Source organism: Mycobacterium sp. BMJ-28 (genome assembly GCF_054404835.1).
On record NZ_CM136783.1, the window covers coordinates 5,079,269 to 5,094,377 of the forward strand.

19 protein-coding genes are annotated in these 15,109 nt (G+C 67.7%); 3 read left to right on the forward strand and 16 right to left on the reverse strand.

Features of this window, described 5'->3' with window-relative positions; genetic code table 11:
• Positions 1 to 2 precede the first annotated feature (2 nt).
• Genes rpmC through rpsJ form a run of 10 tightly spaced genes read right to left on the reverse strand, consistent with a single transcriptional unit; the run spans position 3 to position 5,058 of the window.
• Entirely contained in the window at positions 3 to 236 is a 234-nt protein-coding gene (rpmC, locus tag ACXPWS_RS25205; protein ID WP_458709262.1) for a 50S ribosomal protein L29, read from the reverse strand.
• On the reverse strand, positions 236 to 652 hold the full coding sequence (rplP, locus tag ACXPWS_RS25210; RefSeq protein WP_458709263.1) for a 50S ribosomal protein L16: 417 nt from the start codon (positions 650 to 652) through the stop codon (positions 236 to 238). The genes rpmC and rplP overlap by 1 nt, the downstream gene beginning before the upstream one ends.
• A gap of 2 nt (positions 653 to 654) precedes the next feature.
• Positions 655 to 1,482, reverse strand: a complete 828-nt coding sequence (gene rpsC, locus ACXPWS_RS25215; RefSeq protein ID WP_458709264.1) for a 30S ribosomal protein S3 — start codon at positions 1,480 to 1,482, stop codon at positions 655 to 657.
• Entirely contained in the window at positions 1,482 to 1,970 is a 489-nt protein-coding gene (rplV, locus tag ACXPWS_RS25220) for a 50S ribosomal protein L22 (RefSeq protein ID WP_458709265.1), read from the reverse strand. The genes rpsC and rplV overlap by 1 nt, the downstream gene beginning before the upstream one ends.
• Positions 1,970 to 2,251 carry a 30S ribosomal protein S19 gene (gene rpsS / locus ACXPWS_RS25225; RefSeq protein WP_006245110.1) on the reverse strand — a complete coding sequence of 94 codons (282 nt, stop codon included), beginning with the start codon at positions 2,249 to 2,251 and terminating at the stop codon, positions 1,970 to 1,972. The genes rplV and rpsS overlap by 1 nt, the downstream gene beginning before the upstream one ends.
• Before the next feature lie 11 nt (positions 2,252 to 2,262).
• Entirely contained in the window at positions 2,263 to 3,102 is an 840-nt protein-coding gene (rplB, locus tag ACXPWS_RS25230; protein WP_458709266.1) for a 50S ribosomal protein L2, read from the reverse strand.
• A 22-nt stretch (positions 3,103 to 3,124) separates the two neighbouring features.
• Positions 3,125 to 3,427 carry a 50S ribosomal protein L23 gene (gene rplW / locus ACXPWS_RS25235; RefSeq protein WP_458709267.1) on the reverse strand — a complete coding sequence of 101 codons (303 nt, stop codon included), beginning with the start codon at positions 3,425 to 3,427 and terminating at the stop codon, positions 3,125 to 3,127.
• The gene (gene rplD, locus ACXPWS_RS25240; RefSeq protein WP_458709268.1) at positions 3,427 to 4,086 is read right to left on the reverse strand and encodes a 50S ribosomal protein L4; all 660 of its coding nucleotides are present in this window, start codon (positions 4,084 to 4,086) and stop codon (positions 3,427 to 3,429) included. The genes rplW and rplD overlap by 1 nt, the downstream gene beginning before the upstream one ends.
• Positions 4,086 to 4,739, reverse strand: coding sequence for a 50S ribosomal protein L3 (gene rplC / locus ACXPWS_RS25245; protein ID WP_458709269.1), 654 nt, complete (start codon positions 4,737 to 4,739; stop codon positions 4,086 to 4,088). Before rplC ends, rplD begins: the two co-directional genes overlap by 1 nt.
• A gap of 13 nt (positions 4,740 to 4,752) precedes the next feature.
• A complete protein-coding gene (gene rpsJ / locus ACXPWS_RS25250; protein ID WP_003883485.1) occupies positions 4,753 to 5,058 on the reverse strand; it encodes a 30S ribosomal protein S10 in 306 nt (101 codons plus the stop codon).
• Positions 5,059 to 5,481: 423 nt separating this feature from the next.
• Here rpsJ and ACXPWS_RS25255 point away from each other — a divergent pair, with 423 nt between their 5' ends.
• Positions 5,482 to 5,964 carry a hotdog fold domain-containing protein gene (locus ACXPWS_RS25255; protein WP_458709270.1) on the forward strand — a complete coding sequence of 161 codons (483 nt, stop codon included), beginning with the start codon at positions 5,482 to 5,484 and terminating at the stop codon, positions 5,962 to 5,964.
• Here ACXPWS_RS25255 and ACXPWS_RS25260 read toward each other — a convergent pair.
• Both ACXPWS_RS25260 and ACXPWS_RS25265 read right to left on the reverse strand, forming a co-directional pair.
• The gene (locus ACXPWS_RS25260) at positions 5,952 to 6,296 is read right to left on the reverse strand and encodes a nuclear transport factor 2 family protein (RefSeq protein WP_458709271.1); all 345 of its coding nucleotides are present in this window, start codon (positions 6,294 to 6,296) and stop codon (positions 5,952 to 5,954) included. The two genes, ACXPWS_RS25255 and ACXPWS_RS25260, sit on opposite strands and share 13 nt — an antisense overlap.
• Before the next feature lie 5 nt (positions 6,297 to 6,301).
• Complete coding sequence (locus ACXPWS_RS25265) at positions 6,302 to 7,927, reverse strand: carboxylesterase/lipase family protein (RefSeq protein ID WP_458709272.1); 1,626 nt, start codon at positions 7,925 to 7,927, stop codon at positions 6,302 to 6,304.
• 118 nt (positions 7,928 to 8,045) lie between these two features.
• On the opposite strand from ACXPWS_RS25265, the gene ACXPWS_RS25270 reads away from it, so the two are divergent.
• Complete coding sequence (locus tag ACXPWS_RS25270; protein WP_458709273.1) at positions 8,046 to 9,308, forward strand: cytochrome P450; 1,263 nt, start codon at positions 8,046 to 8,048, stop codon at positions 9,306 to 9,308.
• Here the strand turns inward: ACXPWS_RS25270 and ACXPWS_RS25275 are convergent.
• Positions 9,274 to 9,918 (reverse strand): TetR/AcrR family transcriptional regulator, encoded by a 645-nt coding sequence (locus ACXPWS_RS25275; protein WP_458709274.1) that lies wholly within the window; start codon positions 9,916 to 9,918, stop codon positions 9,274 to 9,276. The genes ACXPWS_RS25270 and ACXPWS_RS25275 overlap by 35 nt on opposite strands.
• Positions 9,919 to 10,007: 89 nt before the next feature.
• Here ACXPWS_RS25275 and ACXPWS_RS25280 point away from each other — a divergent pair, with 89 nt between their 5' ends.
• The gene (locus tag ACXPWS_RS25280; RefSeq protein ID WP_458709275.1) at positions 10,008 to 11,534 is read left to right on the forward strand and encodes an MFS transporter; all 1,527 of its coding nucleotides are present in this window, start codon (positions 10,008 to 10,010) and stop codon (positions 11,532 to 11,534) included.
• Here ACXPWS_RS25280 and mftG read toward each other — a convergent pair.
• Genes mftG through mftE form a run of 3 tightly spaced genes read right to left on the reverse strand, consistent with a single transcriptional unit; the run spans position 11,524 to position 15,071 of the window.
• Positions 11,524 to 12,912 (reverse strand): mycofactocin dehydrogenase MftG, encoded by a 1,389-nt coding sequence (mftG, locus tag ACXPWS_RS25285; RefSeq protein ID WP_458709276.1) that lies wholly within the window; start codon positions 12,910 to 12,912, stop codon positions 11,524 to 11,526. The genes ACXPWS_RS25280 and mftG overlap by 11 nt on opposite strands.
• A gap of 9 nt (positions 12,913 to 12,921) precedes the next feature.
• On the reverse strand, positions 12,922 to 14,331 hold the full coding sequence (mftF, locus tag ACXPWS_RS25290; RefSeq protein ID WP_458709277.1) for a mycofactocin biosynthesis glycosyltransferase MftF: 1,410 nt from the start codon (positions 14,329 to 14,331) through the stop codon (positions 12,922 to 12,924).
• Positions 14,328 to 15,071 carry a mycofactocin biosynthesis peptidyl-dipeptidase MftE gene (gene mftE / locus ACXPWS_RS25295; RefSeq protein WP_458709278.1) on the reverse strand — a complete coding sequence of 248 codons (744 nt, stop codon included), beginning with the start codon at positions 15,069 to 15,071 and terminating at the stop codon, positions 14,328 to 14,330. Before mftE ends, mftF begins: the two co-directional genes overlap by 4 nt.
• Positions 15,072 to 15,109: the final 38 nt, after the last annotated feature.

A 15,109-nucleotide genomic window follows, 5' to 3' on the forward strand; every position in this document is an offset into this window, starting at 1 on the left:
GTCTAAGAATCCTCACCAACGGGTCCGGCGGCCAGACCCAGTTCACGTTCACGCAGCACGGTGTAGACCCGTGCGATCTCCTGGCGCACCACACGCAACCGGCGGTTGTTGGCCAGCTGTCCGGTCGCCATCTGGAAGCGCAGGTTGAACAGTTCTTCCTTCGACTCGCGCAAGCGAGAGGTGAGCTCCTCGTCGGTCAGCTCACGCAATTCGCCAGGCGAAACTCCCACTGCCATCAGAACTGCTCCTCTCGAGTCACGATGCGTGCCTTGATCGGCAACTTGTGGATGGCGCGGGTGAGCGCCTCCTTGGCGATCTTCTCGTCGGGGAAGCTGATCTCGAACAGCACCCGGCCCGGCTTGACGTTGGCCACCCACCACTCCGGCGAGCCCTTACCCGAACCCATGCGGGTTTCGGCGGGCTTCTTGGTCAGCGGGCGGTCCGGGAAGATGTTGATCCAGACCTTGCCGCCACGCTTGATGTGCCGGTTGATGGCGATACGAGCGGACTCGATCTGCCGGTTGGTGATGTAGGCGTGCTCCAGTGCCTGGATGCCATAGTCACCGAAGCTGACCGCGGTGCCGCCGCTGGCAATGCCACGCTGCTCCGGGTGGTGCTGCTTACGGTGCTTGACCCTGCGGGGAATCAACATGATTAGTTCTCCGTGCTCTCAACGGTGGCCTCGACGGCCGGCGCCTCGGCGCTGTCCGCGGCACCCTCATTGGCAGCGCGACCGGCGTCGGTGCTCGTCGCCGTGGTACCCGACGCACCGCTACGGCGCGGACGGGTGCCCGACGGACGATCCCGGCGCGGACGGTCGGCGGCCGGCGCGGCGGCGGTCAGCTCACGCTTGCCACCGACGATGTCGCCCTTGTAGATCCAAACCTTCACGCCGATCCGGCCGAAGGTGGTCTTTGCCTCGTAGAGGCCGTAGTCGATGTCCGCGCGCAGCGTGTGCAGCGGGACCCGACCTTCGCGGTAGAACTCCGAACGGCTCATCTCGGCACCGCCGAGACGACCCGAGCACTGCACCCGGATGCCCTTGACGTTGGGCTGGCGCATCGCCGACTGGATCGCCTTGCGCATCGCGCGGCGGAACGCCACCCGGTTGGAAAGCTGCTCGGCGACGCCCTGGGCGACCAACTGCGCAACAGACTCGGGGTTCTTCACCTCGAGGATGTTGAGCTGAACCTGCTTCTTGGTCAGCTTCTCCAGGTCGGTGCGGATGCGGTCGGCCTCGGTGCCGCGGCGACCGATCACGATGCCCGGACGCGCGGTGTGGATGTCGACCCGGACCCGGTCACGGGTCCGTTCGATCTCCACATCGGCGATACCGGCACGCTCGAGACCGGTGGCCAGCAGGCGGCGGATCGCGACGTCTTCCTTCACGTAATCCGCGTACTGCTTGTCGGCGTACCACCGGGACTTCCAGTCGGTGGTGATGCCGAGGCGGAAGCCGTGCGGGTTGATTTTCTGGCCCACTACTCCGAGCCTCCCTTCGTCTCGGACGCAGTCGCCGAGGCGGCTCCGGTCGTCTTCTTCGCGGAGGCAGCCTTGCTGCCCTGGGCGCGACGGCTGCGCGCCGAAGTCCCGGTGGGCGCACCCTTCTGCTTGGGCGGACGGCTCTCCACGATCACGGTGATGTGGCTGGTGCGCTTGCGGATCCGGAACGCACGACCCTGCGCACGCGGACGGATCCGCTTGGCGGTCGGGCCACCGTCGGCGTGGATGGTGGCGACCACGAGGGTCGTCGGGTCCAGGCCGTCGTTGTTCTGCGCGTTGGCCGCGGCACTGGCGATCACCTTGGCAACGGTGTCGCTGGCGTCCTGCGGTGCCCACCGCAGGATGTCCAGGGCCTCGGCCACGGACTTGCCGCGAACCAGGTCGATGACCCGGCGAGCCTTGGTCGGCGAGATGTGCACGAAACGTGCCACCGCCTTGGCGGACGGATATTCAATCGTCGTAGTCATTACCGGCGCTTCGCCTTCCGGTCATCCTTGATGTGACCCTTGAACGTACGGGTAGGCGCGAACTCGCCCAGCTTGTGTCCGACCATCGACTCGGTGACGAACACCGGCACGTGCTTGCGACCGTCGTGGACGGCGAAGGTGTGACCGATGAAGTCCGGGATGATGGTGGACCGGCGCGACCAGGTCTTGATGACCTGCTTGGTGTTCTTCTCGTTCTGGACGTCGACCTTCTTGAGAAGATGGTCGTCGACGAACGGGCCCTTCTTGAGGCTGCGTGGCATCGCTTTACTCCCTAGCGCTTATTCTTGCCGGTGCGCCGGCGACGGACGATGAGCTTGTCGCTCGCCTTGTTGGGCTTGCGGGTACGGCCCTCGGGCTTGCCCCACGGGCTCACCGGATGGCGGCCACCGGAGGTCTTACCCTCACCACCGCCGTGCGGGTGGTCGACCGGGTTCATGACGACACCACGGACGGTGGGGCGCTTGCCCTTCCACCGCATACGGCCGGCCTTGCCCCAGTTGATGTTCGCCTGCTCCTTGTTGCCGACCTCGCCGACGGTGGCGCGGCAGCGCACATCGACGCGACGGATCTCGCCCGACGGCATACGCAGGGAGGCGTAGCTGCCTTCCTTGCCCAGCAGCTGGATGCTGACACCGGCCGAGCGGCCGAGCTTGGCCCCGCCGCCGGGCCGCAGCTCGACGGCGTGGATGACGGTACCGGCCGGGATGTTGCGCAGCGGCAGGTTGTTACCCGGCTTGATGTCGGCGTTGGCGCCCGACTCGATCACGTCGCCCTGCTTCAGGCCCTGCGGCGCGATGATGTAGCGCTTCTCGCCGTCGAGGAAGTGGAGCAATGCGATGTTCGCGGTGCGGTTCGGGTCGTACTCGATGTGCGCGACCTTGGCGTTGACGCCGTCCTTGTCATTGCGACGGAAGTCGATGACGCGGTAGGCGCGCTTGTGGCCGCCACCCTTGTGACGAGTCGTGATGCGGCCGTGCGCGTTACGCCCACCCGTGCCGTGCAGCGGACGGATCAGCGACTTCTCCGGAGTCGAACGAGTGATCTCGGCGAAATCGGAGACGCTCGAACCGCGACGACCCGGGGTCGTCGGCTTGTACTTGCGAATTCCCATGTCTGTAAATCTCTCTCCCGGACTACGCCGGGGCTCCGAACAGGTCGATCGGCTTGCTGCCCGCGGCCAGGGTCACGATCGCGCGCTTGGTGCTCTTGCGCTGGCCGTAACCGGTGCGGGTGCGCTTGCGCTTGCCATTGCGGTTCAGCGTGTTCACCGAATCGACCTTGACGCTGAAGATCTTCTCGATGGCGATCTTGATCTGCGTCTTGTTCGAGTCCGGGTGCACCACGAACGTGTAGGTGTTGTCTTCGATCAGTCCGTAGGACTTCTCGGAGATCACCGGGGCCAGGATGATGTCGCGGGGGTCGGTAATCGTTGCCATCAGACCGACGCTCCTTCTTTGTGGTCCTTGGTGTTCGCGGCGATGTAGGCGTTGAGCGCCTCGACGCTGAACACCACGTCATCGGCACGGAGCACGTCGTAGGTGTTCAGCTGATCGGCCGAGAGCACGTGCACGCCGGGAAGGTTGCGCACGCTCTTGGCGCCGACCTCGTCGGCACGGCCGATGACCACCAGCACGCGCTTACGGTCGGTCAGCGTGCTCAGGAATCCCTTGGCGCTCTTGGTCGACGGAGCCTGGCCGGCCACCAGCTCGGTGACGGCGTGGATCCGCTCGTTGCGTGCCCGGTCCGAGAGCGCCCCGCGCAGGGCGGCGGCGATCATCTTCTTGGGGGTGCGCTGGCTGTAGTCGCGCGGCTTCGGAGCGTGCACGGCGCCACCACCGGCGAACTGCGGTGCACGGGTCGAACCCTGACGCGCACGGCCGGTGCCCTTCTGGCGGTACGGCTTCTTGCCACCGCCGGACACCTCACCGCGGGTCTTGGCCGAGTGCGTGCCCTGACGGCCCGCTGCCAGCTGCGCGTTGACAACCTGGTGCAACAGCGCGATCTTGGCCTCGACGTCGAACAGCTCGGCGGGCAACTCGACGGTGCCGTCGAGCTTGCCGTCCGGGGTGTGGACGTCAATCTTCAAAGAAGTCATTACTTCTCACCTCGTTTGATCGCGGTGCGGACCACGACCAGTCCACCGTTGCGTCCGGGAACGGCACCCTTGATCAGCAGCACACCGTTCTCGGCGTCGACCTTGTGCACCTTCAGGTTCTGGGTGGTGATGCGATCACTACCCATCCGGCCCGACATGCGGGTGCCCTTGAAGACACGGCCCGGGGTGGCGCAGCCACCGATCGAGCCGGGACGACGGTGCACGGCCTGTGCGCCGTGGCTGGCGCCCTGGCCCTTGAAGCCGTGCCGCTTCATGGTGCCGGCGAAGCCCTTGCCCTTGCTGGTGCCGGTCACGTCGACATAGCCGCCATCGGCGAAGATGTCGGCGGTCAGCTCCTGGCCGACCTCGTACTCGGCGGCCGCAGCCTCGTTCTCCAGCCGCAGCTCGGCCAGGTGCCGGCGCGGGTTGATCCCGGCGGCGGCGAACTGACCGGTGACCGGCTTGGTCACCTTGCGCGGGCTGATCTCGCCGTACGCGAGCTGCACGGCGCTGTAGCCGTCCCGCTCGGGGGTACGGATCAGGGTCACCACATTGGGGCCGGCCTTGACGACCGTCACCGGGACGACTTTGTTGTTCTCGTCGAACACCTGCGTCATGCCCAGCTTGGTGCCCAAAATGCCTTTTCTAGCCATTTCTCTGGGTCTCCTACTGGATGTTGACGTCGACGCTTGCCGGCAGATCGATGCGCATCAAGGCGTCCACGGTCTTCGGTGTCGGGTCGAGGATGTCGATAAGGCGCTTGTGGGTACGCATTTCGAAATGCTCCCGCGAGTCCTTGTACTTATGGGGGGACCGGATAACGCAATACACGTTCTTCTCGGTCGGCAGCGGCACCGGGCCGACCACACTGGCGCCCGTACGGGTGACGGTCTCGACGATCTTGCGCGCCGAGGCGTCGATCGCCTCATGGTCGTAGGCCTTGAGCCTGATGCGGATCTTCTGTCCCGCCACGCTTCTCCTACCTCACTACTAACGGGCCCATGGTTGGGCCTTGTTCGTTCTGCTTGGTCTAGTTGCGCCACGCACGAGTGCGTTGCGCAGGCTATGCCGCCGCTGTTTACCTGTCTCTGGTTCACCGACCCCCGCGCTCGGGTGTGTCGCCCTTGCACACGCTCGTCCGCGTCCGAAATTCAGACAACGATCGAGGTTGGGACCGGATGCGTCCGTGAGGACGCTGGTCGCATGCCCGGCCAGGCGAACCTGGCTCAAGGCAACCCGAACAGTATGCCCCAGATCGGGGCGTGCTCCAAATCCCGGACGAACCGGCCGGCGACACCGCCGACACCGAAGCCAGGGACCCCTCGCGAACCGAAATCGCCCCTGGCTTCAGTCTCGGGGTCGATACGTATCTTACTCCACAGTAAGGTGAGCGCCATGCCCGCTCTGAGCCCCACCTACCGTGCCTGGAAGCGGCTGTCGGGGTACCCCGGCGGCTCCCGACTGTTCTCGGCGGCCGCCATGGTCCGGGTGCCCTATTTCGCCTCGGTGGTGCCGCATGTGCTGTCGATGGAGCCGGGTCGCGCCGAGGTGGCGGTGCCCAAGTGGTTCTTCGTCTACAACCACCTGCACACCGTGCACGCCATCGCGGCATGCAACGCCGCCGAGGTCGCGATGGGGATGGCCATGGAGGCCACGGTGCCCACCACCCATCGCTGGATCCCCAAAGCCATGACGGTGCAATACCTCGCCAAGGCCACCACTTCCCTGCGGGCGACGGCGGAATTCCAGGTGCCGGAGTTCGGTGCACTCGTCGAGGGCACCGAGATCGTGGTGCCGGTCAGCGTCACCGGCCGCGACGGCGCCGAAGTGGTGCACGCACAGATCACCACCTGGGTGACTCCGGCTCAGCCCAGATAGGTGCCGTGCCCCTCACGCACCAGACCTCCGTCGAACATGAGGACCTCGTTGACCAGCTGACCGCGGTGATTCCGGTAATTGATGACCACACCGGAGACACCGCGGTAGACCCCGACCATCTCGAACCGCAGGTCCGGCAGGGCCGCCAGGCCACGGGTCCAGTAGTCGCGCAGCGCCGCCTTGCCGCGCACCACTCCCCCACTGCCGGGTAGCAGCTCGGCCGCCAGCGGCGAGGTGAACACCACGTCTTCGTGGAAGTGCGCCAGCACCGCCTCGACGTCATGGCGGTTCCACGCGTCCAGCCAGTCCTGTGCGAAGGCGTCGGTGTTCATCCGGGTCAGCCTTTCAGTGCGGCCCAGAACGGGCATTGGTGCGTCGCCGCGAAATCGGTGATGACCCGGCTGCCGTCCGGTCGCAGCTGCAGCCACGGGGACGGGTCGCCGTTGACGGTCGGCCACACCGGCCCGTCCGGCGCCGCGGGAACACCGGAGGTGACGAATTGCGTCCAGTAGGCCAGCATCTGGTCGGACAACCGCTGCGCACCGGCACTGAGCGCGGGCGCGCCGCCGATCTCGAACAGATACCGCAGCTCCAGGGAATGGGCCGCGCGGATCGGAAAAGGCAAGTGCTGGAACGGGTCCGGCGTGGGCGGTGCGGGGTCGTCGAATTCGTAGCCGTACACCGGCGCGGACCTGCTCAGGTCCGTTGCCATCCGGTATGCCACGCAGCTGAAGACGCCGTCGGTGACCGCGGCGGCGTACGCCGTCGACACGCTGCCACCGAAGCGGGACGGCGGATAGCGGGTACCGACCGCGGGTCCGTCGGGACCGAAGGTGTCCGCGAGCAGGCCCGGATAGTCGGCCGGGGTCCACTCCTGCCGGGTGCGCAGATACTGCAGCGCCACGAACAATGTGAATTCGTCCCTGGTCGTCCCGATCAGCACCGGGACGGTTGCGGCCTTGCCGTCGCGGATCAGGTCCACCGGGTTACCCGGCAGGGTGGGCGTACCCGTGGTCGGACCCGTCAGCCAGTCGCTGCCGATGCGGTAGAACCAGGGCGGTTGGTCGAGCCGGGCGGCGGGCAGCGCTCGCAGGCAGCGTGCAGCGTCGGCCGGATCGGCGCATCCCATCCGGGCGGCAAAGCGCAGACTCTCCTGGCGCGCGGCAGCCAGCCCGGCCTGCGCCTGGCACGGACCGCTCTGGATGATCGCCGCCCGGAACAGCCCGGTCGAGCCCGGGGCGACCAAGTGGTCGCACACCGACATCCCGCCCGCGGACTCCCCGGCGATGGTGACCTTGGCGGGGTCTCCGCCGAACGCACCGATGTTGTCGTGCACCCAGCGCAGCGCGGCCTGTTGATCCGCCAGGCCGTAGTTGCCGTCACCGACGCCGGGGTGGGCGAGGAACCCCGGCGCCCCCAGCCGGTAGTTGACGGTGACCACGATGACGCGCCCCTTGGTGGCCAGCCACCGCGAGCCGTACAACTCGCCGCTGCCGTTGACGAACCCGCCGCCGTGTATCCAGAACAGCACCGGCAGCCCCACCGCCGCCGAGGGCACCCAGACGTTCAGGGTCAGGCAGTCCTCCGAGGTCTTGCGTCCCCAGCCGGGGTCGCGGGTGGTGTCCTGCACACACCGGGGCCGCGGCAGCGTCGCATCGCGCACACCCGGCCACGGCTGCGCCGGCGCCGGCGGTTGCCACCGCAGCGCGCCGACCGGGGGCGCCGCATACGGAATGCCTTGGAACAGTAGGTAACCGGAGGCCACCGCGCCTTGGAGCTGCCCGTCGGCGGTGTGCACCACGCCGTGGTCCAGCCGGGGATCGGGCTTGGGCACGGCGCTGCTGTCGACCACCTGCCCGGTACCTCGCGCGCATCCGCCGAGCACCACCACACCGATCGCCAGCGTGGCCAGCAAGCGAGCGACGGTGCCTGGCCAACGGCGCCGGAACGAACCGGACAGCATGATGAGCCAGCCTACGGCAGCCGATCGGGGCAATCCCGCCCACGCAGTGCCCGCCATCGTCGACACTGGGGACGTCCCGAAACCTGACACCCGTCAAGTCAACCGCAAGGAGCCGCCGATGAGCACCCCGACCACCGAACGCCCGGTAAGTCCGCACGGCCGCGTCCTGGCCGACCCGACCGCCTACGCCGACGATGCCCGACTGCATTCGGCGCTGCGCCGGCTGCGCGCCGACGCGCCGGTTTCCTGGGTCGATTGCCGCCCGTACCGGCCGTTCTGGGCCATCACCAAGCACGCGGACATCATGGCGATCGAGCGGGAGAACAACCTGTTCATCAGTGAGCCGCGGCCACTGCTGGCCACCGCCGCCGCCGACGATCTGGCCAAAGCGCAACTGGAATCCGGGATGGGCCTGCGCACCCTGATACACATGGACGACCCGCATCACCGCAAGGTGCGGGCGATCGGCGCGGACTGGTTCCGACCCAAGGCGATGCGCGATCTGAAACTGCGGGTGGACGTATTGGCCAAGCGCTACGTCGACCGGATGCGCGACATCGGGCCCGAGTGCGACTTCGTCACCGAGATCGCGGTGAATTTCCCGCTGTACGTGATCATGTCGCTGCTGGGGCTGCCCGAGTCCGATTTCGGCAGGATGCACATGCTCACCCAGGAGATGTTCGGCGGCGACGACGAGGAGTACCAGCGCGGCAAGTCACTGGAGGACGGCCTGAAGGTACTGCTCGATTTCTTCACCTATTTTTCGGAGCTGACCGCGTCACGCCGGGCGACGCCCACCGAGGATCTGGCCTCGGCGATCGCCAACGGGACCATCGACGGCGAGCAGCTGTCCGATGTCGACACCGCCTCCTACTACGTGATCGTGGCCAGCGCCGGGCACGACACCACCAAGGACGCCATTTCCGGTGGGCTGCATGCCCTCATCGAGAACCCCGCCGAGCTGGACCGGCTGCGCAGTGCGCCCGAGCTGATGGGCACCGCGGTGGAGGAGATGATCCGCTGGACCACGCCGGTCAAGGAGTTCATGCGCACCGCGACCGCCGACACCGTGGTACGCGGCGTCCCGATCGGTAAAGGCGAATCCGTCTACCTGGCCTATGTATCGGGCAACCGGGACGAAGAGGTGTTCCACGATCCGTTCCGGTTCGATATCGGCCGCGAACCCAACAAGCATCTGGCCTTCGGTTACGGAGTGCACTTCTGCCTGGGGGCGGCGCTGGCCCGGATGGAGATGGCCAGCCTCTTCGCAGAGCTCATCCCCCGCCTTGAGTCCATCGAATTGGCTGGTACGCCCGAACTTTCGCACACGGTATTCGTCGGCGGGCTCAAGCATCTGCCGATCCGGTATTCGTTGCGCTGATCGAGTGCGTGGCCAGGAAGCCGTCCACCGCCGCCCGGGCGATCTCGGCATAGTCGAAATCGGGCAGCGTGCTGAGCTTGCCCAGCACCACCGGCCCGAGTAGCAGCGCGGCGGCCCTGGTCCGGTCCACGTCACCCAACTGGGCCAGGGCGTCCGGACTGCCCAGCACGGCCTCCAGGGGTGCGGCGTACTGTTCGGCGACGCGTTCGCGCAGTGTCTGCACTTCCGGACTGTCAGAGTGACCCGGCGTACCGGCCCAGGGCAGCGCGGGCATGTCGCCGCCCAGCGCCAGCCAGGACATGGCGGCCACCGTGACCGGCACCTCGGCGATCAGCGCGGCCTGCGCCTGCACCACTGCCGTCAACCTGTCGCGCAGCGGTCCGTCGGGTGGCGGCTGCGGCGCCGGCGGGATCAATGCGTGAAAAGCCGCCGCCAGCAACTCATTCCCACTCGGGAAATGGCGGTACAGGGTCGCCCGCGCGACGTTGGCGCTGCGCAACACGGCATCTATGGTGACCGCGCCGGGACCGCCGGAGCGCAGTAGTGCCGTCGCGGCGTCGAGCAGCCTGGCCCTGGACCGGGCCGGCCGCGGATCCGTTTCGGCGCTCATCGGCGAAACCCCTCCATCGAGAAACAAGACTGTTAGTCTCGCAGCGAGACCAAAGGTCTTTCAATTGTCGCACCCGCGAGGAGCCGAGCATGGTCGACACCGCAGAACTCGTCGCCGGCGCCCGCACCCGGGTGTGGACACTGTGCATCGCATGCCTGGGTGTCCTGCTGGTCATCTCGTCGATGGTGGCGCTCAATACCGCGCTCGGCGATATCGCCATGGCGATGTCGGCCAGTCAGACCGAGCTGACCTGGATCGTGGACGTCTACACGCTGGCACTGGCGTGCCTGCTGCTGCCCGCGGGCGCCATCGGGGACCGGTTCGGCCGCCGCCGCGCCCTGCTGGCCGGGCTGGCGGTGTTCGCGGTTGCGTCGGTGGTCCCCGCCCTCAGTTCGGATCCCGGATACGTGATCGCCGCCCGCGGGGTAGCCGGGGCCGGCGCCGCGTTCATCATGCCGGCGACGTTGTCGCTGCTCACCACGGCATATCCAAAAGCCCAGCGCACCAAGGCAATTTCGATATGGGCCGGTATCGCCGGATGCGGGGCGATCGTCGGGATGCTCGGAACGGGCCTGCTGCTGCAGTTCTGGTCCTGGCAGGCGGTGTTCTGGGGGTTCGCCGGCGGCGCCGCGCTGACGTTCGCCCTGACGCTCACCGTCAAGGAGTCCAAGGATCCCGAGGCCACCCCGCTCGACGTCGCCGGGGCCGTGACCATCGGGGTGGCGGTGGCGGTGCTGGTGTTCGGCATCCTGGAAGCGCCCACCCGCGGTTGGGGCCATCCCGTCGTGCTGTGCTGTGTCGCCGCGGGACTGTTGCTCATGGCGGCTTTCGCCGTCGTCGAATTGCGCAGCAGTCACCCGTTGTTGGATGTGCGGCTGTTCCGGGTACCCGAATTCGGCACCGGCGCGGCGGCCATCACGGCGTTGTTCATGACGATGTTCGGCTTCTTCTTCCTGGAGATGCAGTTCATCCAGCTGGTACTCGGGTATTCGGCACTGGGCACGGCGCTGGCGCTGTCGCCGTTGGCGGTTCCCCTGCTGATCCTGTCACCGCTGTCGGCGTGGTATCTGCCGCGCCTGGGGTTGCGATTCGTGGTGTTCACCGGCCTGATGCTGATGGCACTCGGGCTGCTGTCCATGCGCGGCCTCGCGGTGAACGCGACCTACTGGGAACTGGCATGGCCACTGTTGGTGATCAGCACGGGCGTCGGATTGTTCACCGCACCAACCACTTCGGCGATCATGACCTCGGTACCCGATGACAAGCAAGGGGTGGCCTCCGCAGTCAACGACACCACCAGGGAGATGGGCGCGGCGCTGGGGATCGCCCTGGCGGGCTCGATGCTGGCCGGCCGCTACAACCACGAGATCATGCCGGCGCTGAGCGGCTATCCCGAACCGCTGCGCACCGCGGCGGCCGGGTCACTCGGGGAAGCACTCGGTGCCGCCGCGGCGGCGGGCCCGGCCGGCTCCGGCCTGGTCTACGCCGCGAAGATGTCTTTCCTGTATGCCATGCAGGGTTCGCTGACGGTACTGGCGATGGTGACCGCGGCCGCCGCGCTGCTGATCTCGCTGTGCGCGCCGGGCCGGGACGGCCGGCTGCTGTTCAGACGATGAACTCGGCGGCCCGGTGCCCGATCATCGCGATGGTGGCGTGCGGCCCCCGACTGGTGAGCGTCGGCATGATCGACCCGTCCACCACCCAGAGGCCGTCGATGCCGTGCACCCGGCATCGCTCATCGAGCACCGCACCCATCGGCACCGTCCCGCTGAGATGCTGAGTGGTAGACCAGAATGACTGCTGCCCAGTAACTTCAGTGATCGCGGTGGCGATCTCGGCGCCGCGCCGCAGGGCCGCCACATCGGCTTGCTCGGCGTCATAGTGGTGATCGATGACAGGCGGGTCGGTGATGTCCGCCGACATCACCATCATCGCGCCCCGGGCCCGCGGACGCATCAGCGCGATCCCGATATGCGGCGGGTCAGCCGGTGCGTGGCCGGTCATTTCCGCGAACCCCGTTGTATAAGGCCTGATTTCGAGATCGTCCACCGCTAGCGCGGCCTCCACCGGCGGATGCCCGGGCGCGGCGGGCCAGTCCACCGGGACCACCCACTCGGGATGATCGGACAGCGCCTGCCCGACCGGTAGGTCGGTGTGCACGGCGATGCCGGCATGCTCCAACATCCGCGCCGGTCCGATGCCCGACACCATCAGCAATTGGGCCGATCCGATTGCACCGGCGCACAACACGATTCGGTCCGCGGTGTGGGTCTGGACACCCGATGGACCGATCGCCTGTACACCGACGGCGCGGGATCCGTCGAGCAGGACACGCAGCACCGGGGTCGCCGACCGCACGGTGAGGTTGGCACGCCGCCGTGCCGGGCCCAGGAATGCCGCGGCGGGGTCGATCCTGACCCCGTGTTCGATGTTGAGTGGTACCGCGCCCACCCCATCGTGCTGGGGTTCGCCGTTGAGATCGTCGAGCCAGGGGAATCCGAGACCGAGCACCCGCTGCACGAACGTCTCGGTGCCGGCACTCGGTTGCGCTGCCCGCCGGACCGGGATCGGCCCGTGCGCACCGTGCAGGGATCCGCTGCGGTCTCGATCGGACTCGATGGCCCGAAAATGCGGCAGCACCTGCGCCCAGCCCCAGCCCGGCAGGTTCCAGCCGTCGAAGTCCGACGCCCGGCCCCGGCAGAAGTACCCGCCGTTGATCGCGCCCGAGCCCCCCACCACCGCGCCGCGCATCACGGTGGCGTTCCGGTGCGGGTGATCGGTCAGCGAGGTGTCATAGCGCCTGGCGACGGGACTGCCCACGCCGATCGGCAACCGGCCGGCATCCCGCAGTAACGCGGACACCGCGGGTTCATCGGTGTCCGGCCCCGTTTCGAGCACGGTGACCCGGCATTGTTCGTCTGCGCAAAGACGTTCGGCCAGAATCGAACCAGCGCTGCCGGCCCCAACGATCAGGACGTCACTGTGGAAGGGCAACGTGTCAGGTCACGACCGAATCTGCGGTTTGAGCGCACCGACGTGACGTTCCCGCACCACGCCGGTCCACAACCCGAGTCCATAGGCGATGTCGTCGAGGCGCTTGAGCAGGAGATAGCTCAGCATGCCCACCCGGTGCGTGTCCTGCTCGGCGTTGTTGTTGCGGCTGGCCCAGTCGGCGAGCCCGTCGACGATCGCCGCCACCACGACCACCTGCCGGCAACGCCGGAAGAACACGGCCGCCAGCAGCGCCACCGGCCAGTAGTGCCGGCAGATCGCCGACGCGGCCTGCAGCGCCGATCCCCACAAGCCCCGCGCCGCCAGCGCCGCGATCTGCCTGGGTTCGGTCTGCGCATCCAGCGATTTCACGATCCGGCGGCCGAACAGCACCGTGATGACCGCCGCGGTGAAATATCCGAAGGCGGACCCACTGGCCAGCAGGATCCACACCAGCAGCATCCACCGGTGCACCACCATCGGAGCTGTCTTGCCCGGGTGCCGGACCGACAGTGGGGCCGCCGACTGTCCGTAGAAAGCCTTGCGCCCGAACCACTCTCGCAACTGCGTCCGGTGGTCGTGGCCCACCAGTGCGATGGGCTCATACCGGAGCCGATGGCCGGCCTCGACGAACCGCCAGCACAGGTCGACGTCTTCGCCGGAGCGCAGCGTCTCGTCGAACCCGCCCACTTCGGCCAGCAGAGCACGCCGGCAGATGATCGCGGCACTGGGTACGTAGGACACCGGCCCGTATGGGACCACCGGCGCCTCGCGCATGCCCAGATCCAGCGACGAACGGACCGACTCGTACCGCGCCACCAGATTGTCGGGCTCGCGCAAGCTCACGATGCGCGGAGCGACCAGGGCCACCGCGGGGTCGCAGAAGTGCCCCAACAGCGCTTCCAGCCATCCCCGGCGCGGCACCACGTCGGAGTCCAGAAACGCCACCAAATCGGTGGTGCAGGCCGCCAGCCCGGTATTGCGCGCGGCCGCCGGACCGCGGCTGCGGGCATGCCGCAGCACCAGCACATCGCAGCGGATCCCGTCGAAATCGGAGTCCCGCACCGGCACCGTCGATCCATCGTCGACCACCACGACGCGCATGCCGCGCAGCGACCGCACCAGCCGGCACAGCCCCAGCGTGTTGTCGCGAACTGGCACAACGACTGTGACATCGCGGTGCGATGGACCACTGGCCGGCCGCGGGTGTGCGACGGTGGCATCCAGCAGGGTGCGGGCCAGCTGAGCCGAGAGCGCGTCGTGCACCTCGAGCCTGCCCCCGTCGAGCATGGTCTGGGCCACCGGGGCCAGCCGCAGCAGCCGGGTCGGCGACCCACCGAGCAGCGCCGCACCCTCACCGAGCACCTTCACCCGCCGATCGACCTGGACGGCAAATCCATCGGGTAGCCGCGGCCCCGTCATGTCAGCATCCCGCGGGCATCCGGAGCCCATTTCGACACCTTGTGCACGCATCCGTCGACCATGGCAGCGAACAACAGCTCGCCGTCCTGTTCGGTCGCTGTGGTCGGATCACCCAGCACCCCGATCTCACTGACCGCAGCCATCCCGCCGCGGCGCATCGCCGGCAGCAGCTCGGACAGCGGCGCTTTGTTACCCGGCACGCGTTCCTCGATCCGCACGTTCTCTGGTGAAATATGTAGCAATACAGAAGTTTCGGTATGACCCGCATGTGCGTCGGCGCCTGCGACCGTACACGAGCACCAGGCGGCATCCCGCCCTTCCACCCGCAGCAGCGTGGTCGCCGCCGCCAGCGCCGCCACGTTGCCGCCGTGGCCGTTGACGAAGACCACCCGGGATGCCCAGCTACACGCCGACCGGCCGAACTCGGTGAGCACCAGCCGCAGGGCCTCGGTGCCGATCGACACCGTGCCGGCAAATCCCTCGTGCTCGCCGCTGGCGCCGTAGTTCAGGGCAGGCGCCAGCAGCCAGTCCGAACCGACCCGGGTGGCGACCGCCCGGGCGACCGCCACCGCGATCCGGGTGTCGGTGTCCAGCGGCAGGTGCGGGCCGTGCTGTTCTGTCGATCCGACCGGGACGATCAGCGCAGGCCTGCGCGCTGGTGAAGACCCATACAGCCGATTCGACGTCGCGCTGCCGAGGTCGGTGGGGAAGGCCACCCGCCGATGGTAGGCCGAATTCACCTGGCGTGCGCCGATTGTTGGCGCATGCGCTGCAATTG